Annotated in this window: 16 protein-coding genes; 12 read left to right on the forward strand and 4 right to left on the reverse strand. The window is 72.3% G+C overall.

Annotated features, from left to right (window positions below):
• The first annotated feature begins 65 nt into the window (after window positions 1-65).
• The 3 genes from E5082_RS22890 to E5082_RS22900 all read left to right on the forward strand — a co-directional run bounded on the left by E5082_RS22890 (window position 66) and on the right by E5082_RS22900 (window position 2,565).
• Window positions 66-1,223 (forward strand): uroporphyrinogen-III synthase, encoded by a 1,158-nt coding sequence (locus tag E5082_RS22890; protein ID WP_135793118.1) that lies wholly within the window; start codon window positions 66-68, stop codon window positions 1,221-1,223.
• Window positions 1,220-1,936, forward strand: a complete 717-nt coding sequence (locus tag E5082_RS22895) for a sirohydrochlorin chelatase (RefSeq protein ID WP_135793119.1) — start codon at window positions 1,220-1,222, stop codon at window positions 1,934-1,936. The genes E5082_RS22890 and E5082_RS22895 overlap by 4 nt, the downstream gene beginning before the upstream one ends.
• Window positions 1,937-2,160: 224 nt before the next feature.
• On the forward strand, window positions 2,161-2,565 hold the full coding sequence (locus E5082_RS22900; protein WP_167514122.1) for a DUF4265 domain-containing protein: 405 nt from the start codon (window positions 2,161-2,163) through the stop codon (window positions 2,563-2,565).
• A 133-nt stretch (window positions 2,566-2,698) separates the two neighbouring features.
• Here E5082_RS22900 and E5082_RS22905 read toward each other — a convergent pair whose 3' ends face one another.
• The 3 genes from E5082_RS22905 to E5082_RS22915 all read right to left on the reverse strand — a co-directional run bounded on the left by E5082_RS22905 (window position 2,699) and on the right by E5082_RS22915 (window position 4,132).
• On the reverse strand, window positions 2,699-3,133 hold the full coding sequence (locus tag E5082_RS22905) for a DUF2267 domain-containing protein (protein ID WP_373309998.1): 435 nt from the start codon (window positions 3,131-3,133) through the stop codon (window positions 2,699-2,701).
• A gap of 68 nt (window positions 3,134-3,201) precedes the next feature.
• Window positions 3,202-3,597, reverse strand: coding sequence for a DUF2267 domain-containing protein (locus E5082_RS22910; RefSeq protein WP_135793122.1), 396 nt, complete (start codon window positions 3,595-3,597; stop codon window positions 3,202-3,204).
• A gap of 103 nt (window positions 3,598-3,700) precedes the next feature.
• A complete protein-coding gene (locus E5082_RS22915; RefSeq protein WP_135793123.1) occupies window positions 3,701-4,132 on the reverse strand; it encodes an Hsp20/alpha crystallin family protein in 432 nt (143 codons plus the stop codon).
• 126 nt (window positions 4,133-4,258) lie between these two features.
• On the opposite strand from E5082_RS22915, the gene E5082_RS22920 reads away from it, so the two are divergent.
• The 4 genes from E5082_RS22920 to E5082_RS22935 all read left to right on the forward strand — a co-directional run bounded on the left by E5082_RS22920 (window position 4,259) and on the right by E5082_RS22935 (window position 8,779).
• A complete protein-coding gene (locus E5082_RS22920) occupies window positions 4,259-4,891 on the forward strand; it encodes a type III effector protein (protein ID WP_135793124.1) in 633 nt (210 codons plus the stop codon).
• 304 nt (window positions 4,892-5,195) lie between these two features.
• Window positions 5,196-6,173, forward strand: coding sequence for an alpha/beta hydrolase (locus E5082_RS22925; protein ID WP_135793125.1), 978 nt, complete (start codon window positions 5,196-5,198; stop codon window positions 6,171-6,173).
• A gap of 90 nt (window positions 6,174-6,263) precedes the next feature.
• Complete coding sequence (locus E5082_RS22930; protein WP_135793126.1) at window positions 6,264-7,184, forward strand: acetoacetate decarboxylase family protein; 921 nt, start codon at window positions 6,264-6,266, stop codon at window positions 7,182-7,184.
• A 14-nt stretch (window positions 7,185-7,198) separates the two neighbouring features.
• The gene (locus tag E5082_RS22935) at window positions 7,199-8,779 is read left to right on the forward strand and encodes a succinic semialdehyde dehydrogenase (protein WP_135793127.1); all 1,581 of its coding nucleotides are present in this window, start codon (window positions 7,199-7,201) and stop codon (window positions 8,777-8,779) included.
• A 118-nt stretch (window positions 8,780-8,897) separates the two neighbouring features.
• Here E5082_RS22935 and E5082_RS22940 read toward each other — a convergent pair whose 3' ends face one another.
• Complete coding sequence (locus tag E5082_RS22940) at window positions 8,898-10,142, reverse strand: NADH:flavin oxidoreductase/NADH oxidase family protein (RefSeq protein WP_135793128.1); 1,245 nt, start codon at window positions 10,140-10,142, stop codon at window positions 8,898-8,900.
• Window positions 10,143-10,238: 96 nt separating this feature from the next.
• Here E5082_RS22940 and E5082_RS22945 point away from each other — a divergent pair, with 96 nt between their 5' ends.
• The 5 genes from E5082_RS22945 (at window position 10,239) to E5082_RS22965 (ending at window position 13,921) form a co-directional block, all read left to right on the forward strand.
• Window positions 10,239-10,823, forward strand: coding sequence for a TetR/AcrR family transcriptional regulator (locus tag E5082_RS22945; protein WP_135793129.1), 585 nt, complete (start codon window positions 10,239-10,241; stop codon window positions 10,821-10,823).
• Window positions 10,824-10,867: 44 nt separating this feature from the next.
• Window positions 10,868-11,482 carry a Rossmann-fold NAD(P)-binding domain-containing protein gene (locus E5082_RS22950; protein WP_135793130.1) on the forward strand — a complete coding sequence of 205 codons (615 nt, stop codon included), beginning with the start codon at window positions 10,868-10,870 and terminating at the stop codon, window positions 11,480-11,482.
• 99 nt (window positions 11,483-11,581) lie between these two features.
• On the forward strand, window positions 11,582-12,442 hold the full coding sequence (locus tag E5082_RS22955) for an MBL fold metallo-hydrolase (protein WP_135793131.1): 861 nt from the start codon (window positions 11,582-11,584) through the stop codon (window positions 12,440-12,442).
• A gap of 109 nt (window positions 12,443-12,551) precedes the next feature.
• Window positions 12,552-13,097, forward strand: coding sequence for a DUF2243 domain-containing protein (locus tag E5082_RS22960; protein ID WP_135793132.1), 546 nt, complete (start codon window positions 12,552-12,554; stop codon window positions 13,095-13,097).
• Window positions 13,094-13,921 carry a cytochrome c oxidase assembly protein gene (locus E5082_RS22965; RefSeq protein WP_135793133.1) on the forward strand — a complete coding sequence of 276 codons (828 nt, stop codon included), beginning with the start codon at window positions 13,094-13,096 and terminating at the stop codon, window positions 13,919-13,921. Before E5082_RS22960 ends, E5082_RS22965 begins: the two co-directional genes overlap by 4 nt.
• The last annotated feature ends 128 nt before the right edge of the window (window positions 13,922-14,049 follow it).

Raw genomic sequence — 14,049 nt, forward strand, 5'->3', positions numbered from 1 at the left:
GTGCGGTAACCGGGACGTGACCGGCGGGCAACGGCCGTGACATCACGTCCCCGCAGCCTCGGGGCATGAAGGCCGGTACCAGGGAGACGGCCGCCGAACTCACCGGATTCACGGTCGGTGTCACGGCGGCACGCAGGCGTGAGGAGCTGACGGCGCTGCTGCGCCGGCGCGGGGCGCGGGTGATGGAGGCGCCCGCGCTGCGCATCGTGCCGCTGGAGGACGACGCGGCACTGCGGGCGGCCACCGAGCGGTGCCTCGCGGCCCCGCTGGACTACGTGGTCGCGACCACCGGCGTCGGCTGGCGCGGCTGGATGAGCGCCGCCGAGGGCTGGGGGTACGGCGCTGCCCTCACCACCGCCTGCCGCGAGGCCGAGGTGCTCTCACGCGGCCCGAAGGCGACGGGCGCGGTACGGGCCTGCGGCACGACCGAGACGTACTCGCCCGCCTCGGAGGCGGTGGACGAGCTGCGCACCTGGCTGCTCGCGCGGGATCTGCGGGGGCGGCGGGTCGCGGTGCAGGAGCACGGGGCGCCACTGCCGGGGCTGGCCTCGGCGCTGCGGGAGCGGGGCGCGGAGGTGGTGGAGGTCCCGGTGTACCGCTGGGCGCCGCCCCGGGACCCCGAGCCGGTGCGCCGGCTGGCCGAGGCCACGGCGCGCGGCGAGGTGCACGCGCTGCTGTTCACCTCCGCGCCGGCCATCACCTCCTTCCTGGAGCACGCGGAGGCGGCGGGCAAGTACGAGACCGTCCTCGAACGGCTGCGTACGGACGTGCTCCCCCTGTGCGTCGGCGCGGTGTGCGCCCGCCCGCTGCTGGAGGTGGACGCCGGGCCCGTCTGGCCCGAGCGAGGCAGACTGGGAGCGATGGTCCACCTCCTCACCGCCACGCTCCCCGGCCGCGACCGCCACCTCGTCCCGGCCGGCGACCGGACCCTGGTCCTCCAGGGCAACGCGCTGCTCCTGGGCGACGACGCCCCGGCGGAAGCGGTATGGCTGACACCGGGCTCGGCACGGGTGCTCCGGGCCCTCGCCGAACGCCCCGGCTGGGTGGTCGGCCGCCCCGAACTGCTGCGCCGGGTATGGCCGGGCCGGGGTGCGGACGAGCACGCGGTCGAGGCGGCGGTGACCCGTCTGCGAGCGGCTCTCGGCCCCTACGCGAGCCTGATCCGCACGGTCCCCAAGCGCGGCTACCGCCTGGCGACCGAGCCCGGCGGAGGCACCCGGTGACCGCCACCCTGCTGGCCGTCGCCCACGGCACCCGCGACCCGGAGGGCGTCCGCACGGTACTCGCCCTGCTGGACGAGGTCCGCCGCCTGCGCCCCGGCCTGCGGGTCGAGCCGGCCTGGCTGGGCCTGGTGGAACCCTCGGTGCCCGAGGCGCTGTCCTCGCTCCCCGGCCCGGTGATCGCCGTTCCTCTCCTGCTGGCCAGCGGCTACCACGTACGCGCCGACATCCCGGCCCTCCTCGCCGACGCGGACCCCGGCGAGGTACGGGTCACCCCGGCCCTGGGCCCGTCCCCCCTGCTGGCCCACGCCCTCGCGTCCCGCCTGGGCGAAGCGGGCCGCCCACCGGACGCGTCCCCCGTGGTCCTCGCCGCGACCGGCTCCTCCGACCCACGCGCCAGAGCGGACACGACGGAGTCGGCCCGCCTCCTGTCCCGCCACCTGAACGCCCCGGTATCGGTCGCCTACGCCTCCGGCGAGGGCCCGACCCCCACCGAAGCGATCTCCGCCTGGCACACGACCGGCCACCCCGACGTCTCCCTCGCCACCCACCTCCTGGCCCCGGGCCACTTCGCCCACACCCTGACCCGAACCCCCGCCCGCTGGACCTCGTCCCCTCTCGGCACACATCCGTCAGTGGCGGAACTGGTGCTGCGCCGGTACGACGAGGCGGCGGTCCCGCACACAGAGGCAAACAGTCCGGCCCGGGCCCGCTAAGACGCCGTTCCGCAGGTGGACGTAGTCAAACCCCTTGTCTGCGGGGGTCGTTGAGCGTGCGTTCGCCCACCTGCACTGATCTGCCAGCGATGTCTGAACGCGCCCCGCCTCATCAAGACCGAGGCAACTGTTGCAGGATCTCGGAGTCGGGACCCAGCTCCAGGAGGCACCCAATCATCATCATCACGCACGAGGACCCGATCGGCCGGGGCCCGGCCAACTACATGATCCACGCCGACCTGTCGGACCCGCAGGACGACTGGCGCGAGCAGTTGTGGACCCGCCGGCTCACCGAGGACACCTTCGAGGTGGCCTGTCTGCCGTTCTTCACCTACGGAATCTTCTACCGCGACGTCGTGACCATCGACAGCAATCACCTGGTGAACAAGGTCCTGCGTAAGTCCGGTCACCGGACCCTTCGCGTCGCACTCGTCGCGGACCACGTGGACCGAGACCAGGTACATGAGCTCCTGCACGGCAAAGCCGTCGATGCCGGCCTGCCATGCGAGTGGCTTCAGGGCACCTATCTCGCCGTGGACCTCCCACCTGGCGCGGATGAGGCGCCCTTCGTCGAGGCATTGGAACCTCTTGCCCACGCTGGGGCCCTCCACTGGGAGATCGACTCCTGACCCGAAAGATCATTCCGTCAGGAGTTTCAAGAGCCCCGACACGTCGCCGCAGGCGAGGGGGCTCCGGACGGTGGGCGCGTGCCGCTTTTGTCGCGTGCCCTGGCGGTGCCCCCCTCTGCCGCTCCGGCCGCGTCTACGCGGCGGGGGTGAGTTCGGCGTGGCCGAACAGCAGCGCGTAACCCGGCGAAAGCTGGTGAAGGATGCGGGTCAGCAGGTCGGGGCCCGCGTAGGCGGCGACGGCGCAGAAGACGGAGCCGGTGTCCCAGCGGGTGGTGGCCAGAGATGCTCCGGTGCGGGCGGCGAGGTCCTTGACGAAGGCCCAGCCGGTCAGCGGCTGGGTGTCGGATATCTGGGCGGTGAGGATGCGTGCGGCTTCCAGGGGGAGCCGGGCGGCCAGTTCGACGCGTTCGTCGCCGGTCAGCTGACGTCCCAGTCCCGCGAGGACGAGGCGGACAGCTTCCTCGGCCCTCTCACGGGTGGGGTAGGCACCGTCATAGCGGACCTTTTCCAGCAAGTGCTCGTACGCCCCGCCGTAGGGCTGCTGAAACGGCACGCTCTGGTCGGACATCACTGCGGTGGTTGCCTTTCTGTCACCAGGGTCGGGGTGGCCGGTGCGCGGTCACCAGGGGTGGGCGGTCAGGTGGCCTGGGGGCGGCCGAAGAGGAGGTCGTAGCCCGCGGGGAGCTGGAACAGGATCTGTTCGAGGAGGTCGTCGTCGGCGGCGTCGGCGACCGTGGACAGGACGGCACTGACGTCCCAGGCGGCGGTGTGTTCGGTGGCTCCTTCGATCCAGGCCGCGGTCGCACGCACGAACCGCTCCGGTGACAGCGGCTCGGCGCTCTGCAGCGGGTTGAGCAGGATCAGGGCGAAGCCCTCCGGCAGCCGCGCCGCCAGCTGGGCGCGTACCTCGCCGATCAGGTGTGCCCCCAGCAGGGCGAGCACCACGCGGGCCGCGCGTTCGGCTTCCTGCGGGGTGCCGTACTCGCCGCGTTCTTTCACCTGGTCAAGGAACGCTTCCCGCCGCACAGTCATGCCGGCCGCCGCCCTTCTTCGGTTCGCTGGGGCAGCGGAGGACGGGCGAGGGGGAGATCGGATGGTGCCCGTCCGCCGCTGTTCAGCCCGTGTCGAGTCCGGCTCAGCCGGAGATCTCCTTGCGGCCGCTTCCGACGCCGATGGCGACCTTGCGGGGCTTGGCGCGCTCGGCGATCGGGATGCGCAGGGTGAGCACGCCCGCGTCGTAGTCGGCCTGGATGTGCTCGGTGTCCAGTGTGTCGGCGAGCACGATCTGGCGGGAGAAGACGCCCAGCGGCCGTTCCGACAGCTCCATCTGCACGTCGTCGGCCTTCGCCACGGGCCGGCGCTCGGCCTTCACGGTCAGCATGTTGCGTTCGACGTCGATGTCGATGCCTTCGGGGCTGACGCCGGGGAGGTCGAAGGCCACCACGTACTCGTCACCCTCGCGGTAGGCGTCCATCGGCATCGGGGACGGCCGGGACCATGTGGCGGGGCCCAGCAGCTGCTGGGTCAGCCGGTCCAGCTCACGGAACGGGTCAGTGCGCATCAACATGGGAAAACACCTCCAGGAAGGTCTCGGCAGTGGCTGCCAATGCGCCTCACTGACACCGTTGTAGCATGTCATCCGATGGATGACAAACACGGGGTCGTCCAACCGATGACATTGAGGGAGGTGGCCATGAACCAGACCGAACAGCCGGCATCGTCCAGCGCCGACACACCGAGCCCGGCGTCGTTCCTCGCCGCCGCGGCAGCCCTGGACGCCATAGACGACGCCCTGCGGACCGCCCGGCACGAAGTGCATGGCACTGCCGAGACGCAGGACGTCGGCCCGGAGCGGGCGCTGGCCTCTCTGCTGCTGCTGAGACAGGTACGCGAGCAGCTCGCCGGATGGGAAACCGGCCTGATCGAAACCGCCCGTCAGGCGGGTGCCAGCTGGGCCGACCTCGCCCACCCCCTCGGCGTCGCCAGCCGCCAGGCCGCCGAACGCCGCTACCTGCGCGGCCGTCCCGGTCCGGCCGGAACCACCGGCGAACAACGCGTCCAGGCCACCCGCGAACGCCGCGCCGCCGAGCGCACCACCGCCACCTGGGCCCGCCGCAATGCGGCCGACCTGCGCCGCATCGCCGGCCAGATCGCGGCCCTCACCGACCTGCCCCCCGCGGCCCGCCCCCCGCTCAGCAGGCTCCACGCGGCCCTCGCCCACGACGACCCCGCCGAGCTCATCCGCCCCCTCACCGACACCCGCCCCCACCTGACCGGCACCCACCCCGACCTCGCCGCGCAACTCGACACCCTCACACCGCCCTGACCCCGCCCGTCTCGGGTGTGTACGGACGACCCTCCTTCTGCGCCCGGCACGAGGCCGGCAACCTGGCCTGATTCGACGTCGCCCTCGTCGACTTGATCTTCGGCTGCGCGACATCCCGCACAGGTGAGAGCGACGGGGCGGCACCTGGTGGCCGGTTGCGGTCCCCGGCGGGGGCCCCAAACATGGGCAGGGGGGGATCACTTGCGTGGGTGATCCCCGACTGGGGTAGCCGTCACCGCGCACGGCCGGACCGGCCGTGCGACGGGGCCCTCGCGTGCCCGAAGGAACAGCCCTAGGAGTGGCCATGTCCGAAATCCCGCCGCCCGTCACCCCGTACCTCGAACCGGCCGCGAAGGAGCTGGCCGAGGCGACCGATCCGCACCCCCGGATCTACGAGGTCCCGCCGGAACAGGGGCGGGCCATCCTGGCGGACCTGCAGAGCGACACCAGCGTGCCCCGTCCCGATGTCGACGAGGAGTGGGTCGACGTGGACGCCGGCGAGTGGGGCACCGTCCGCACCCGCGTCATCCGCCCCAAGGGCGTCACCGGCCCGCTGCCGGTGCTGATCTACATCCACGGCGCCGGCTGGGTCTTCGGCGACGACAAGACCCACGACCGCCTCTTCCGCGAACTCACCGTCGGCGCGGGCGCGGTGGGCGTCTTCCCGGTGTACGACCGCGCGCCGGAGGCGAAGTACCCGACCCAGGTCGAGCAGAACTACGCCGTGGGCCAGTGGGTCCTCAAGCACGGCGCGGAACACGACATGGACACCTCGAACATCGCCGTCACCGGCGAGTCCGTCGGCGGCTGCATGTCGACGGTGTTCGCGCTGATGAACAAGGACCGCGGCGGCATCGACCTCAAGGCCCAGTGCCTGCTCTACCCGGTGACCGACGCCGGCTTCGACACGCCGTCCTACGCGCAGTTCGCCGAGGGCTACTACCTCACCCGCGACGGCATGAAGTGGTTCTGGGACGCCTACACCTCCGACCCGTCCCAGCGCTCCGAGAAGTACGCCGCCCCGCTCCAGGCGTCGCTGGAGGAGCTGAAGGGTCTGCCGCCGACACTGGTCATCACCGACGAGGCGGACGTGCTGCGCGACGAGGGCGAGGAGTACGCCAACAAGCTCCGCGAGGCGGGCAACGACGTCACCTCGGTCCGGGTCGCGGGCATGGTCCACGACTTCCTGCTCCTGGACAGCCTGCGCGACACCCGGGCGGCCAACATCGCCCGCAAGATCGCCATCGACTTCCTGGGATCGGCGCTGCACGAGGACGACTGAGGCGGCCCGCCCGACGGAGTGTTGACGGTGCTTACATCGGTGGCTACGCTGATGTAATCACCGTCAACATGCGTTGCCAGGAGCCGCGTCATGCCCTCGTCCCAGTCCCCGCGTGAAACGGTCCAGGTCGACCTCGGCGGCCGCTCGGTCACGGTCCCCGAGGGGGGCCTGTACGACCGGTACCGGATGGACACCGATCTCGACGCGGTCGCCCGCGACCCCCGCGTCAGCGGGGTGGACTTCTTCCGGAAGCTGCCCAAGACCAAGGTCGACTCGCCCATCGGCGAGACCCTCACCCCGAACTTCTACTACCGCATCTCCACCGCCCGGCTCACGATGCTCGCGCCCACCCGCGCCATCCGCACCCGGCTGCCCCGCGAACTGGCCCCGCTGGAGGTCGCGCCGGGACTGGGCCTCGTCTCCGCGATGTTCTTCCGGTACGACGTGTGCGACATCGACTTCTACACCGAGGCCGCCGTCGGCATCGCGGTGAAGCCCGCCCGCCACGGCAAGCTGGGGTTCTTCGACCTCGTCTCCGCGCTCAAGAACGAGCACCTCGACTCCTACGTGCTCTCCCTCCCGGTCAGCACCGAGATCGCCCAGGTGCGCGGCCACGACGGCTACGGCTTCCCCAAGTGGGTGACCGGCCTCGACGTCGGCATCGACGCCCACCGCACCACCGCGCGGGTGGCCAACGACGCGGGCGGGGTCGACCTCGCGCTCTCCGCGCCCACCCCGGCCCAGAACAGCTACCCCAGCGGCAAGCGCGTCTCGTCGCTCAGCTCGTACACCTCGATCGACGGCGCCTGGCACTCCACCCTGAGCCAGACCAACGTGCTGTCGGCCGGTACCGCGCTCCTCCCGCGTGACCTCCGGCTCACGGTCGGAGAGGGGCGCATGGCCGACGACCTGCGCTCCCTCAAGCCGATGCGGACCATCCAGTTCGACGTCGTGACCGAGGGGCAGCTCGCCCTGCACATGCCGGTCCCCACCTCGGTCCGTACCCGGTAGACAGGAGCCCCGCCATGACCACCGCCCCAGCCCCCCATGCCCCGCTGCCCGCGTCCCTGACGCCGGCCCGGATCGAGCGGCTGGCGGCACGCGTCAGCGCGGCGCCCGACGCCGTACGCGTGACCACCACCGCCCCTTACACCGGCGCGCCCCTGGCCGACCTGCCGGTCTCCACGCCCGGCGACGTCGAGGACGCTTTCGCCCGCGCCCGGATCGCCCAACGGAACTGGGCCGCGACCCCGCTGAGCCGCCGCAAGCAGATCCTGCTCCGCTTCCACGACCTCGTGCTCGCCCGCCAGGACGAGGCGCTGGACCTGATGCAGGCCGAGAACGGCAAGACCCGCCGGGACGCGTTCCTCGAAGTCGTGGACATCGCCGTCGTGTCCCGCTATTACGCCCGCAACGGCTCCCGGTACCTGGCACCCAAGCGGCGCCGGGGCGCGGTCCCGCTGCTCACCCACACCACCGAGCTGCGACACCCCAAGGGCGTCGTGGCGGTCGTCTCGCCCTGGAACTACCCGCTGAGCATGGCCGCCGGCGACGCCGTCGCGGCGCTCATGGCCGGCAACGCGGTCGTCCAGAAGCCCGACACCCAGACCGCGCTCACCGCGCTGTGGTCGCTGGAGCTGATGCGGGAGGCCGGACTGCCCTCCGGTGTCTGGCAGATGGTGATCGGGCGGGGCAGCTCCATCGGCGGCGCGCTGATGGCGGGCGCCGACTACATGATGTTCACCGGCTCCACCGCCAGCGGCCGGAAGATCGCGCGGGACGCGGGGGAGCGGCTCATCGGCTCCTCCCTGGAACTCGGCGGCAAGAACGCCATGCTGGTCCTGGACGACGCCGACATCGAGAAGGCCGCCGACGGCGCCGTCGCCGCCTGCTTCCCCTCGGCCGGGCAGCTCTGCGTCTCCATCGAGCGTCTGTACGTGGCGGATTCGGTGCACGACCAGTTCGTGGACGCCTTCGTCGCCCGCGCCGAGCGGCTCAAGGTCGGTGGCGCGTACGACTTCAGCTGCGACGTCGGCAGCCTCACCACGGCCGCCCAGCTCAAGACCGTCACCGAGCACGTCGAGGACGCCGTGGCCAAGGGGGCGAAGGTCCTCGCGGGCGGCAGGGCGCGCCCGGACCTGGGACCGCTGTTCTACGAGCCGACCATCCTCGCCGGTGTCACCCCGGACATGATGCTGTACGAGCAGGAGACGTTCGGGCCCGTCGTGTCCGTCCACCCGGTGCGCGACGACAGCGAGGCCATCGCGCGGGCCAACGCCACGCCGTACGGCCTCAACGCGAGCGTCTGGTCCCGCAGTGCCTCACGGGGACGCGCCGTGGCGGCCCGGCTGCACACGGGCACCGTCAACGTCAACGAGGCGTTCGCCGCCGCGTGGGGCAGCGTCGACGCGCCGATGGGCGGCATGGGGGACTCCGGCCTCGGACGGCGTCACGGTGCCGAGGGCATCCTCAAGTACACCGAGGCCCAGAACGTCGCCCACCAGCGCCTCCAGGGGTTCACCCCGCCGAAGAGCATCCCGCCCGAGGCCTGGGCGGCGCTGCTGACCGGCGCGCTGAAGGTGCTGAAGGCGGTCGGCTCCCGCTGAGACACCCGGACGCAGGCGGCGCGGCTCCCCGATGGAGCCGCGCCGCCCGCGTCGTGGGAGGTCCCACCGAAGAGGCGCCCCAGGTACCGAGTACCTGGGGCGCCTTGTCGGCCCCGTGCTACGCGGCGCCCCGCGTCGTGCCCAGCCAGTCGCGGTAGCGGCGCAGCGCCCGGCGCTGCTTGCGCCGCTCGGCGATGAGGGCGACCGCCGGGTGGGTGCCCGGCTTGGGCCTGCTGCCGCGCGCGATCCGGCGCATCTGGTGGCGGACCTGCGCCATGCTCGCGGCCGACGCGAGCGCCTTGTCCGACCAGGTGACCGGCCTGAGCTGCCGCTCGGCCTCGCCGCCGGTGCGCCAGCGCTCCGGCAGGTCGGGGGTGACCGCGAGGGCGGTGCCCATCCCGATGACCGCCACCCCGCTGTCGAGGACGCGCTCGGCGGTCTCGCGCCGGGTGATGCCACCGGTCAGCATCAGCGGCACCGGGCTGGACCCGACCAGGTCCTTCGCCAGGTCCAGGAAGTACGCCTCACGCGCCTGCGTGCGCGCGTCGGCGGCCCGGCCGGACATCGCCGGGCTCTCGTAGCTGCCGCCGGACAGCTCGACCAGGTCGACACCGAGCGGCGCGAGCATCTCGATCACCTGGCGCGCGTCGTCCGCGTCGAAGCCGCCGCGCTGGAAGTCGGCCGAATTGAGCTTGACCGCGACCGCGAAGGAGGGCGACACGGCGGCCCGTACGGCGCGGACCACGTCCAGCAGCATCCGGGCTCGGTTCTCCAGCGAGCCGCCCCACTGGTCGGTGCGCTTGTTGACCAGGGGGGAGAGGAACTGCGAGAGCAGATAGCCGTGCGCCGCGTGCACCTCGACCCCGTCGAAGCCGGCCTGCTCGGCGCGCTGCGCGGTCACCGCGTACCGGGTGACCGTCTCCTCGATCTGCCGGGCGGTCATGGCGACCGGGCGGCCGAAGCGGCCGCTGTGCTTGCCCAGGTCGACGCCGACCGCGGAGGGACCCCATACGACGCCGGGCATCTCGGAGCCGATCTGGCGGCCGGGGTGGTTGATCTGCATCCAGATCGCCCCGCCCCCCGCCTTGCCGGCCTTCGCCCACTCGGTGAACGGCTCCAGCGGCGCGGCCTCGTCGAGGACGACACCGGCCGGACCGGTCAGCGCCTCGGCGTGGACCATGACGTTGCCCGTGATGAGCAGTCCGGCACCGCCCCCGGCCCAGCGCCGGTACAGCCCGAGCAGTTCGGCTCCGGGCAACTGGCCGTCGGCCGCCATGTTCTCCTCCATGGCCGCTTTGGCGATCCGGTTGCGCAGTACCTGCCCGGAGCGCAGGGACAACGGCCAGAACAGTTCGCTGGTCATCCTGCTTTCCCCTCTCGATCTCCATCGCTTACAATGTGTACAGCGTTCACATTAGGTCAGGAATGTAAGCGCCGTAAACTTCAAGGAGTGTGACCTATGCCTCAAGCGAGCAGCTCGTATCACCACGGCGATCTGCGCGCGGCCTGCCTGCGTGCCGCGCGGGAGCTGCTGGAGGAGGACGGCAGCGCCGGGCTGTCGCTGCGCGCGGTGGCGCGGCGGGCGGGCGTGTCGGCCACGGCCCCCTACCGTCACTACGCGGACCGCGACGCGCTGGTCTCCGCGGTGGCCGCCGAGGGGTACCGCGAACTCGCCGAACACCTGGCCGCCGCCCACCCCGAGCCCCGGACCCCGGACGAGCTCGCGTCGGTCGCCGTCGCCTACGTGCGCTTCGCGCTGGACCGGCCCGCGATGTTCCGGGTGATGTTCGCGGAGCCGTGCGATCCGAACAGTGAGGAGCGGGTCGCGGCGACCGCGGCCATCTCCGAGTACGTCCGCGGCATCGTACACGCGGTCTTCCCCGGCGTCGACCCGGACGCGTTGTCGACCACGGTGTGGGCACTCGTCCACGGCCTGGCCTTCCTGCACCTGGACGGCAAGCTCGACTCCTCGACGCCGGAGGTGGTGGACGCCCAGGTCCGCGCGGCGGTCCGGGCGCTGTTCAGCGTGTCGGCGGCCCCGTAGGAACCGAGGTCATGTTGACAGTGCACATACTTGCTGCCTGACTCATGTACCCCGGCCGGATCGTGACCGAGGGCAGCTGGAACACCACCTCCTCCCTGACCCGCGAGCCCTACCGCTACTCCAAGACCCTGGCGAAGCTGGAGGCATGGCGGATCGCGCAGGAGCAGAACCGCTGGCGGCTGGTCACCGTCAACCCCGGCCTGGTCATCGGCCCAGTCCTCAACTCCGCGCCGACCAGCGAGAGCTTCACCATCGCGCGGCAGATGGCGAGCGGCCGGATGCGCTGCGGCGCCCCGCGCATCGCGCTGACCGTGGTCGGCGTACGCGAGATCGCCTACGCCCATCTGGCCGCCGCGTTCCTCCCCGACGCGGAGGGCCGTCACCTCCTCGCGGCCGAGTCCACCGACGTCGACCTCGCCCGCCGCCTCCTCCCTGCCTACGGCTCCTACCCCCTGCCACGCCGCGACCTCCCCGAGCCCCTGGCGGTCGCCCTGGCCCCGGCGGCGGGCCTCGAACGCGGGTACCTACGGCGCGACATCGGCTACGACCTCCGTGTGGACACCACCAAGAGCCGCCGCGAGCTGGGGGTGCGGTACCGGCCCGCGCAGGCGTCGATGGAGGAGATGTTCGCGCAGGTCGTCGGGGCCAGGGGCCGATAGCGCCGAGCGCCGTTTCACGCCGGCCCGCCCGTTCGTGGTTCGACCGCGCCTGCCCGGTCACCCGGTCCCCAGGGGCCCCGGCGACCCGAGGAGGCGCACATGACCGCGACCCCGCAGGACCCACCCGTCACCTGCCACTTCATCGGCAACGCCACGCTCCTGATCCGCTACGGCGACGTCACCCTGCTGACCGACCCCAACTTCCTCCACCGCGGCCAGTACGCCTACCTCGGGCACGGCCTCGTCAGCCGCCGTCTGCTGGAGCCGACCCTCGGTGTCGCCGACCTGCCCGCCGGCATCGACGCGATCGTGCTGTCCCACCTGCACGGAGACCACTGGGACCGGGTTGCGCGGCGCGGCCTCGACTCGGGCCTCCCGGTACTCACCACACCCCAGGCCGCCCGCAAACTGCGCCGCCTGCACGGCTTCCCGCACGCCACCGCGCTGGAGACCTGGCAGAGCCGTACGGTGACCGGCCGCGAGACCCAGGTGACCGTCACCTCCTTGCCGGGGCAGCACGCGGGCGGCCCGCTCCGGCCCCTGCTGCCGCAGGTCATGGGCAGCCTGCTCGAGTTCGGCCCCCTCGGCGGCCCGCCCGTGCTCCGCCTCTACCTCTCCGGCGACACGCTGCCCTTCCCGCCGATCGTCGCGGCCATCGCCCGCCGCTGCCCCGACCTCGACCTCGCCGTCCTCCACCTCGGCGGCACCACGCTCCCCGGCGGCTTCCTCGTCACCATGACGGGAGCCCAGGGCGCCGGCTTCACCCAACGGCTGGACCCGGAATGGGTGCTGCCGGTGCACTACGAGGAGTACACCGTCATGAAGTCCCCGCTGAGCGACTTCCTCCACGCCGTACGGCAGCGCGGGCTCGGCGCACGGCTCGTACCGTGCGCACGCGGCGAGCGCGTCGCCCTGCGCCCCGGCGGGCGGCCCGTGGTCGAGGCGGCGCCCGTGCGGTGAGCGGAGCCGACCGGACGGAAGCCGGCGGAGCGGGTGTCGATCGCGCTCGCGGTGGGAAAGCCGTGTGCGGACGGACCGTAGCGCACGCTCACCGGAGGGAGCACAGCCGATGGCCACCACAGCGGGAACCGCACGGCCGCCCGACACGGCACCCGCGAGCCTGCGGCTGCCAGGACTGCTGCTCGGCGTCGGCCTCGGCGGATTCGTCGACGGCATCCTGCTGCACCAGCTCCTCCAGTGGCACCACATGCTGACCAGCACCAACCACGACCGCATCGGCGTCAAGTACTACGACCCGCACACGGTGTCCGGGCTGGAGATGAACACCGTGTGGGACGGCGTCTTCCACGCCCTGTGCTGGATCGCCGTCCTGCTCGGCCTCGCCGTCCTGTACTCCCGCGTCACCCACGACCGGCGCACCGTGTGGACCTCTCGGGTGCTGTGGGGGTGGGTGCTGTCCGGCTGGGGCGTCTTCAACCTGGTGGAGGGCGTCCTCGACCACCAGATCCTCGGCATCCACCATGTGCACGGCGGGCCCTACCAGGCGTGGTGGGACGCCGGTTTCCTCGTCCTCGGCGCGCTGTTCATCGCCGCCGGCCACCTGATCCGGCGCGGCGGCCGCTTCCACGACCCCGCGACCGAGCGCGGCGCATGACGGAACACCACCACGGAGCGGGCACGGTCCTGCCGCAGGCGGTGACGGTCGTCCTGGCCCTGCTGGCCCTCGCCGCGCTCCACCACCTCGCGGTGCGACGGGCCGTACGCCACAACCCCGCCCAGGACTGGCCGGCTTGGCGCACCATCTCCTTCGTCACCGGCCTGGCTCTCCTCGCCGTCGCCCTGGTGCCCCCGGCGCCCACCGGTTTCCCCGCGCACATGGCCCAGCACATGCTCATCGGCATGTACGCCCCGCTGGCGCTCGTGCTGGCCGCCCCCGTCACGCTGGCGTTGCGCGCGCTGCCACCCGCCGGGGCCCGCCGGATCACGGCCGTCCTGCACAGCCCGCCCGTCCGGTGCGCGGTCCATCCGGTCAGCGCGCTCCTGCTGAGCACCGGCAGCCTGGCGGTGCTGTACTTCACCCCGCTGTACAACACCGCCATGAGCCACCCCGCCGGGCACTGGCTCATGGCGGCACACTTCCTGCTCTCCGGATGCCTGTTCGCGCACGCCATCGCGGGCCCCGACCCCGCCCCCGGCCGCCCCGGCGTACCTGCCCGGCTCACCTGCCTGGGCATCGCCATCGCAGCGCACGCCCTGATCGCCCAGGCCCTGTACGGCGGCTTCTTCGCCGACGTCCACGCGCCGATCGACCAGGTCCGGCGCGGCGCGGAGATCATGTACTACGGCGGAGACATCGCCGAACTCCTGCTGGCCGCCGCCCTCGTGACCACCTGGCGCCCGGAGCGGCGCGGCGGCCCCCCGCGGCGCACCCCGGCAACGGCCGTAACGGAAACCGGCATCAGCGGCCGAACCGGCTGACAGCGCCTCGGCAGTCAGGCGGTGACACCCAGATGATCCGTCGCCGAACGCCCCCCGGACTGGTGTGAGATGCGTCTTCATCCGATCTGAGGAAGCCACCAATCCGGCCCCGCCCCCGGCCCCGGATT

It is taken from the genome of Streptomyces griseoluteus (genome assembly GCF_004784465.1).
Lineage (GTDB): Bacteria > Actinomycetota > Actinomycetes > Streptomycetales > Streptomycetaceae > Streptomyces > Streptomyces griseoluteus.

What these genes read in the sequence shown, in the direction of transcription:
- E5082_RS22960 (WP_135793132.1), top strand. Translation starts at nt 12,552, where the DNA reads ATGGCCACCACAGCGGGAACCGCACGGCCGCCCGACACGGCACCCGCG.
- E5082_RS22910 (WP_135793122.1), bottom strand. Translation starts at nt 3,597, where the DNA reads ATGACTGTGCGGCGGGAAGCGTTCCTTGACCAGGTGAAAGAACGCGGC.
- E5082_RS22905 (WP_373309998.1), bottom strand. Translation starts at nt 3,133, where the DNA reads ATGTCCGACCAGAGCGTGCCGTTTCAGCAGCCCTACGGCGGGGCGTAC.
- E5082_RS22915 (WP_135793123.1), bottom strand. Translation starts at nt 4,132, where the DNA reads ATGTTGATGCGCACTGACCCGTTCCGTGAGCTGGACCGGCTGACCCAG.
- E5082_RS22965 (WP_135793133.1), top strand. Translation starts at nt 13,094, where the DNA reads ATGACGGAACACCACCACGGAGCGGGCACGGTCCTGCCGCAGGCGGTG.
- E5082_RS22900 (WP_167514122.1), top strand. Translation starts at nt 2,161, where the DNA reads ATGATCCACGCCGACCTGTCGGACCCGCAGGACGACTGGCGCGAGCAG.
- E5082_RS22930 (WP_135793126.1), top strand. Translation starts at nt 6,264, where the DNA reads ATGCCCTCGTCCCAGTCCCCGCGTGAAACGGTCCAGGTCGACCTCGGC.
- E5082_RS22925 (WP_135793125.1), top strand. Translation starts at nt 5,196, where the DNA reads ATGTCCGAAATCCCGCCGCCCGTCACCCCGTACCTCGAACCGGCCGCG.
- E5082_RS22920 (WP_135793124.1), top strand. Translation starts at nt 4,259, where the DNA reads ATGAACCAGACCGAACAGCCGGCATCGTCCAGCGCCGACACACCGAGC.
- E5082_RS22935 (WP_135793127.1), top strand. Translation starts at nt 7,199, where the DNA reads ATGACCACCGCCCCAGCCCCCCATGCCCCGCTGCCCGCGTCCCTGACG.
- E5082_RS22950 (WP_135793130.1), top strand. Translation starts at nt 10,868, where the DNA reads ATGTACCCCGGCCGGATCGTGACCGAGGGCAGCTGGAACACCACCTCC.
- E5082_RS22890 (WP_135793118.1), top strand. Translation starts at nt 66, where the DNA reads ATGAAGGCCGGTACCAGGGAGACGGCCGCCGAACTCACCGGATTCACG.
- E5082_RS22955 (WP_135793131.1), top strand. Translation starts at nt 11,582, where the DNA reads ATGACCGCGACCCCGCAGGACCCACCCGTCACCTGCCACTTCATCGGC.
- E5082_RS22940 (WP_135793128.1), bottom strand. Translation starts at nt 10,142, where the DNA reads ATGACCAGCGAACTGTTCTGGCCGTTGTCCCTGCGCTCCGGGCAGGTA.
- E5082_RS22945 (WP_135793129.1), top strand. Translation starts at nt 10,239, where the DNA reads ATGCCTCAAGCGAGCAGCTCGTATCACCACGGCGATCTGCGCGCGGCC.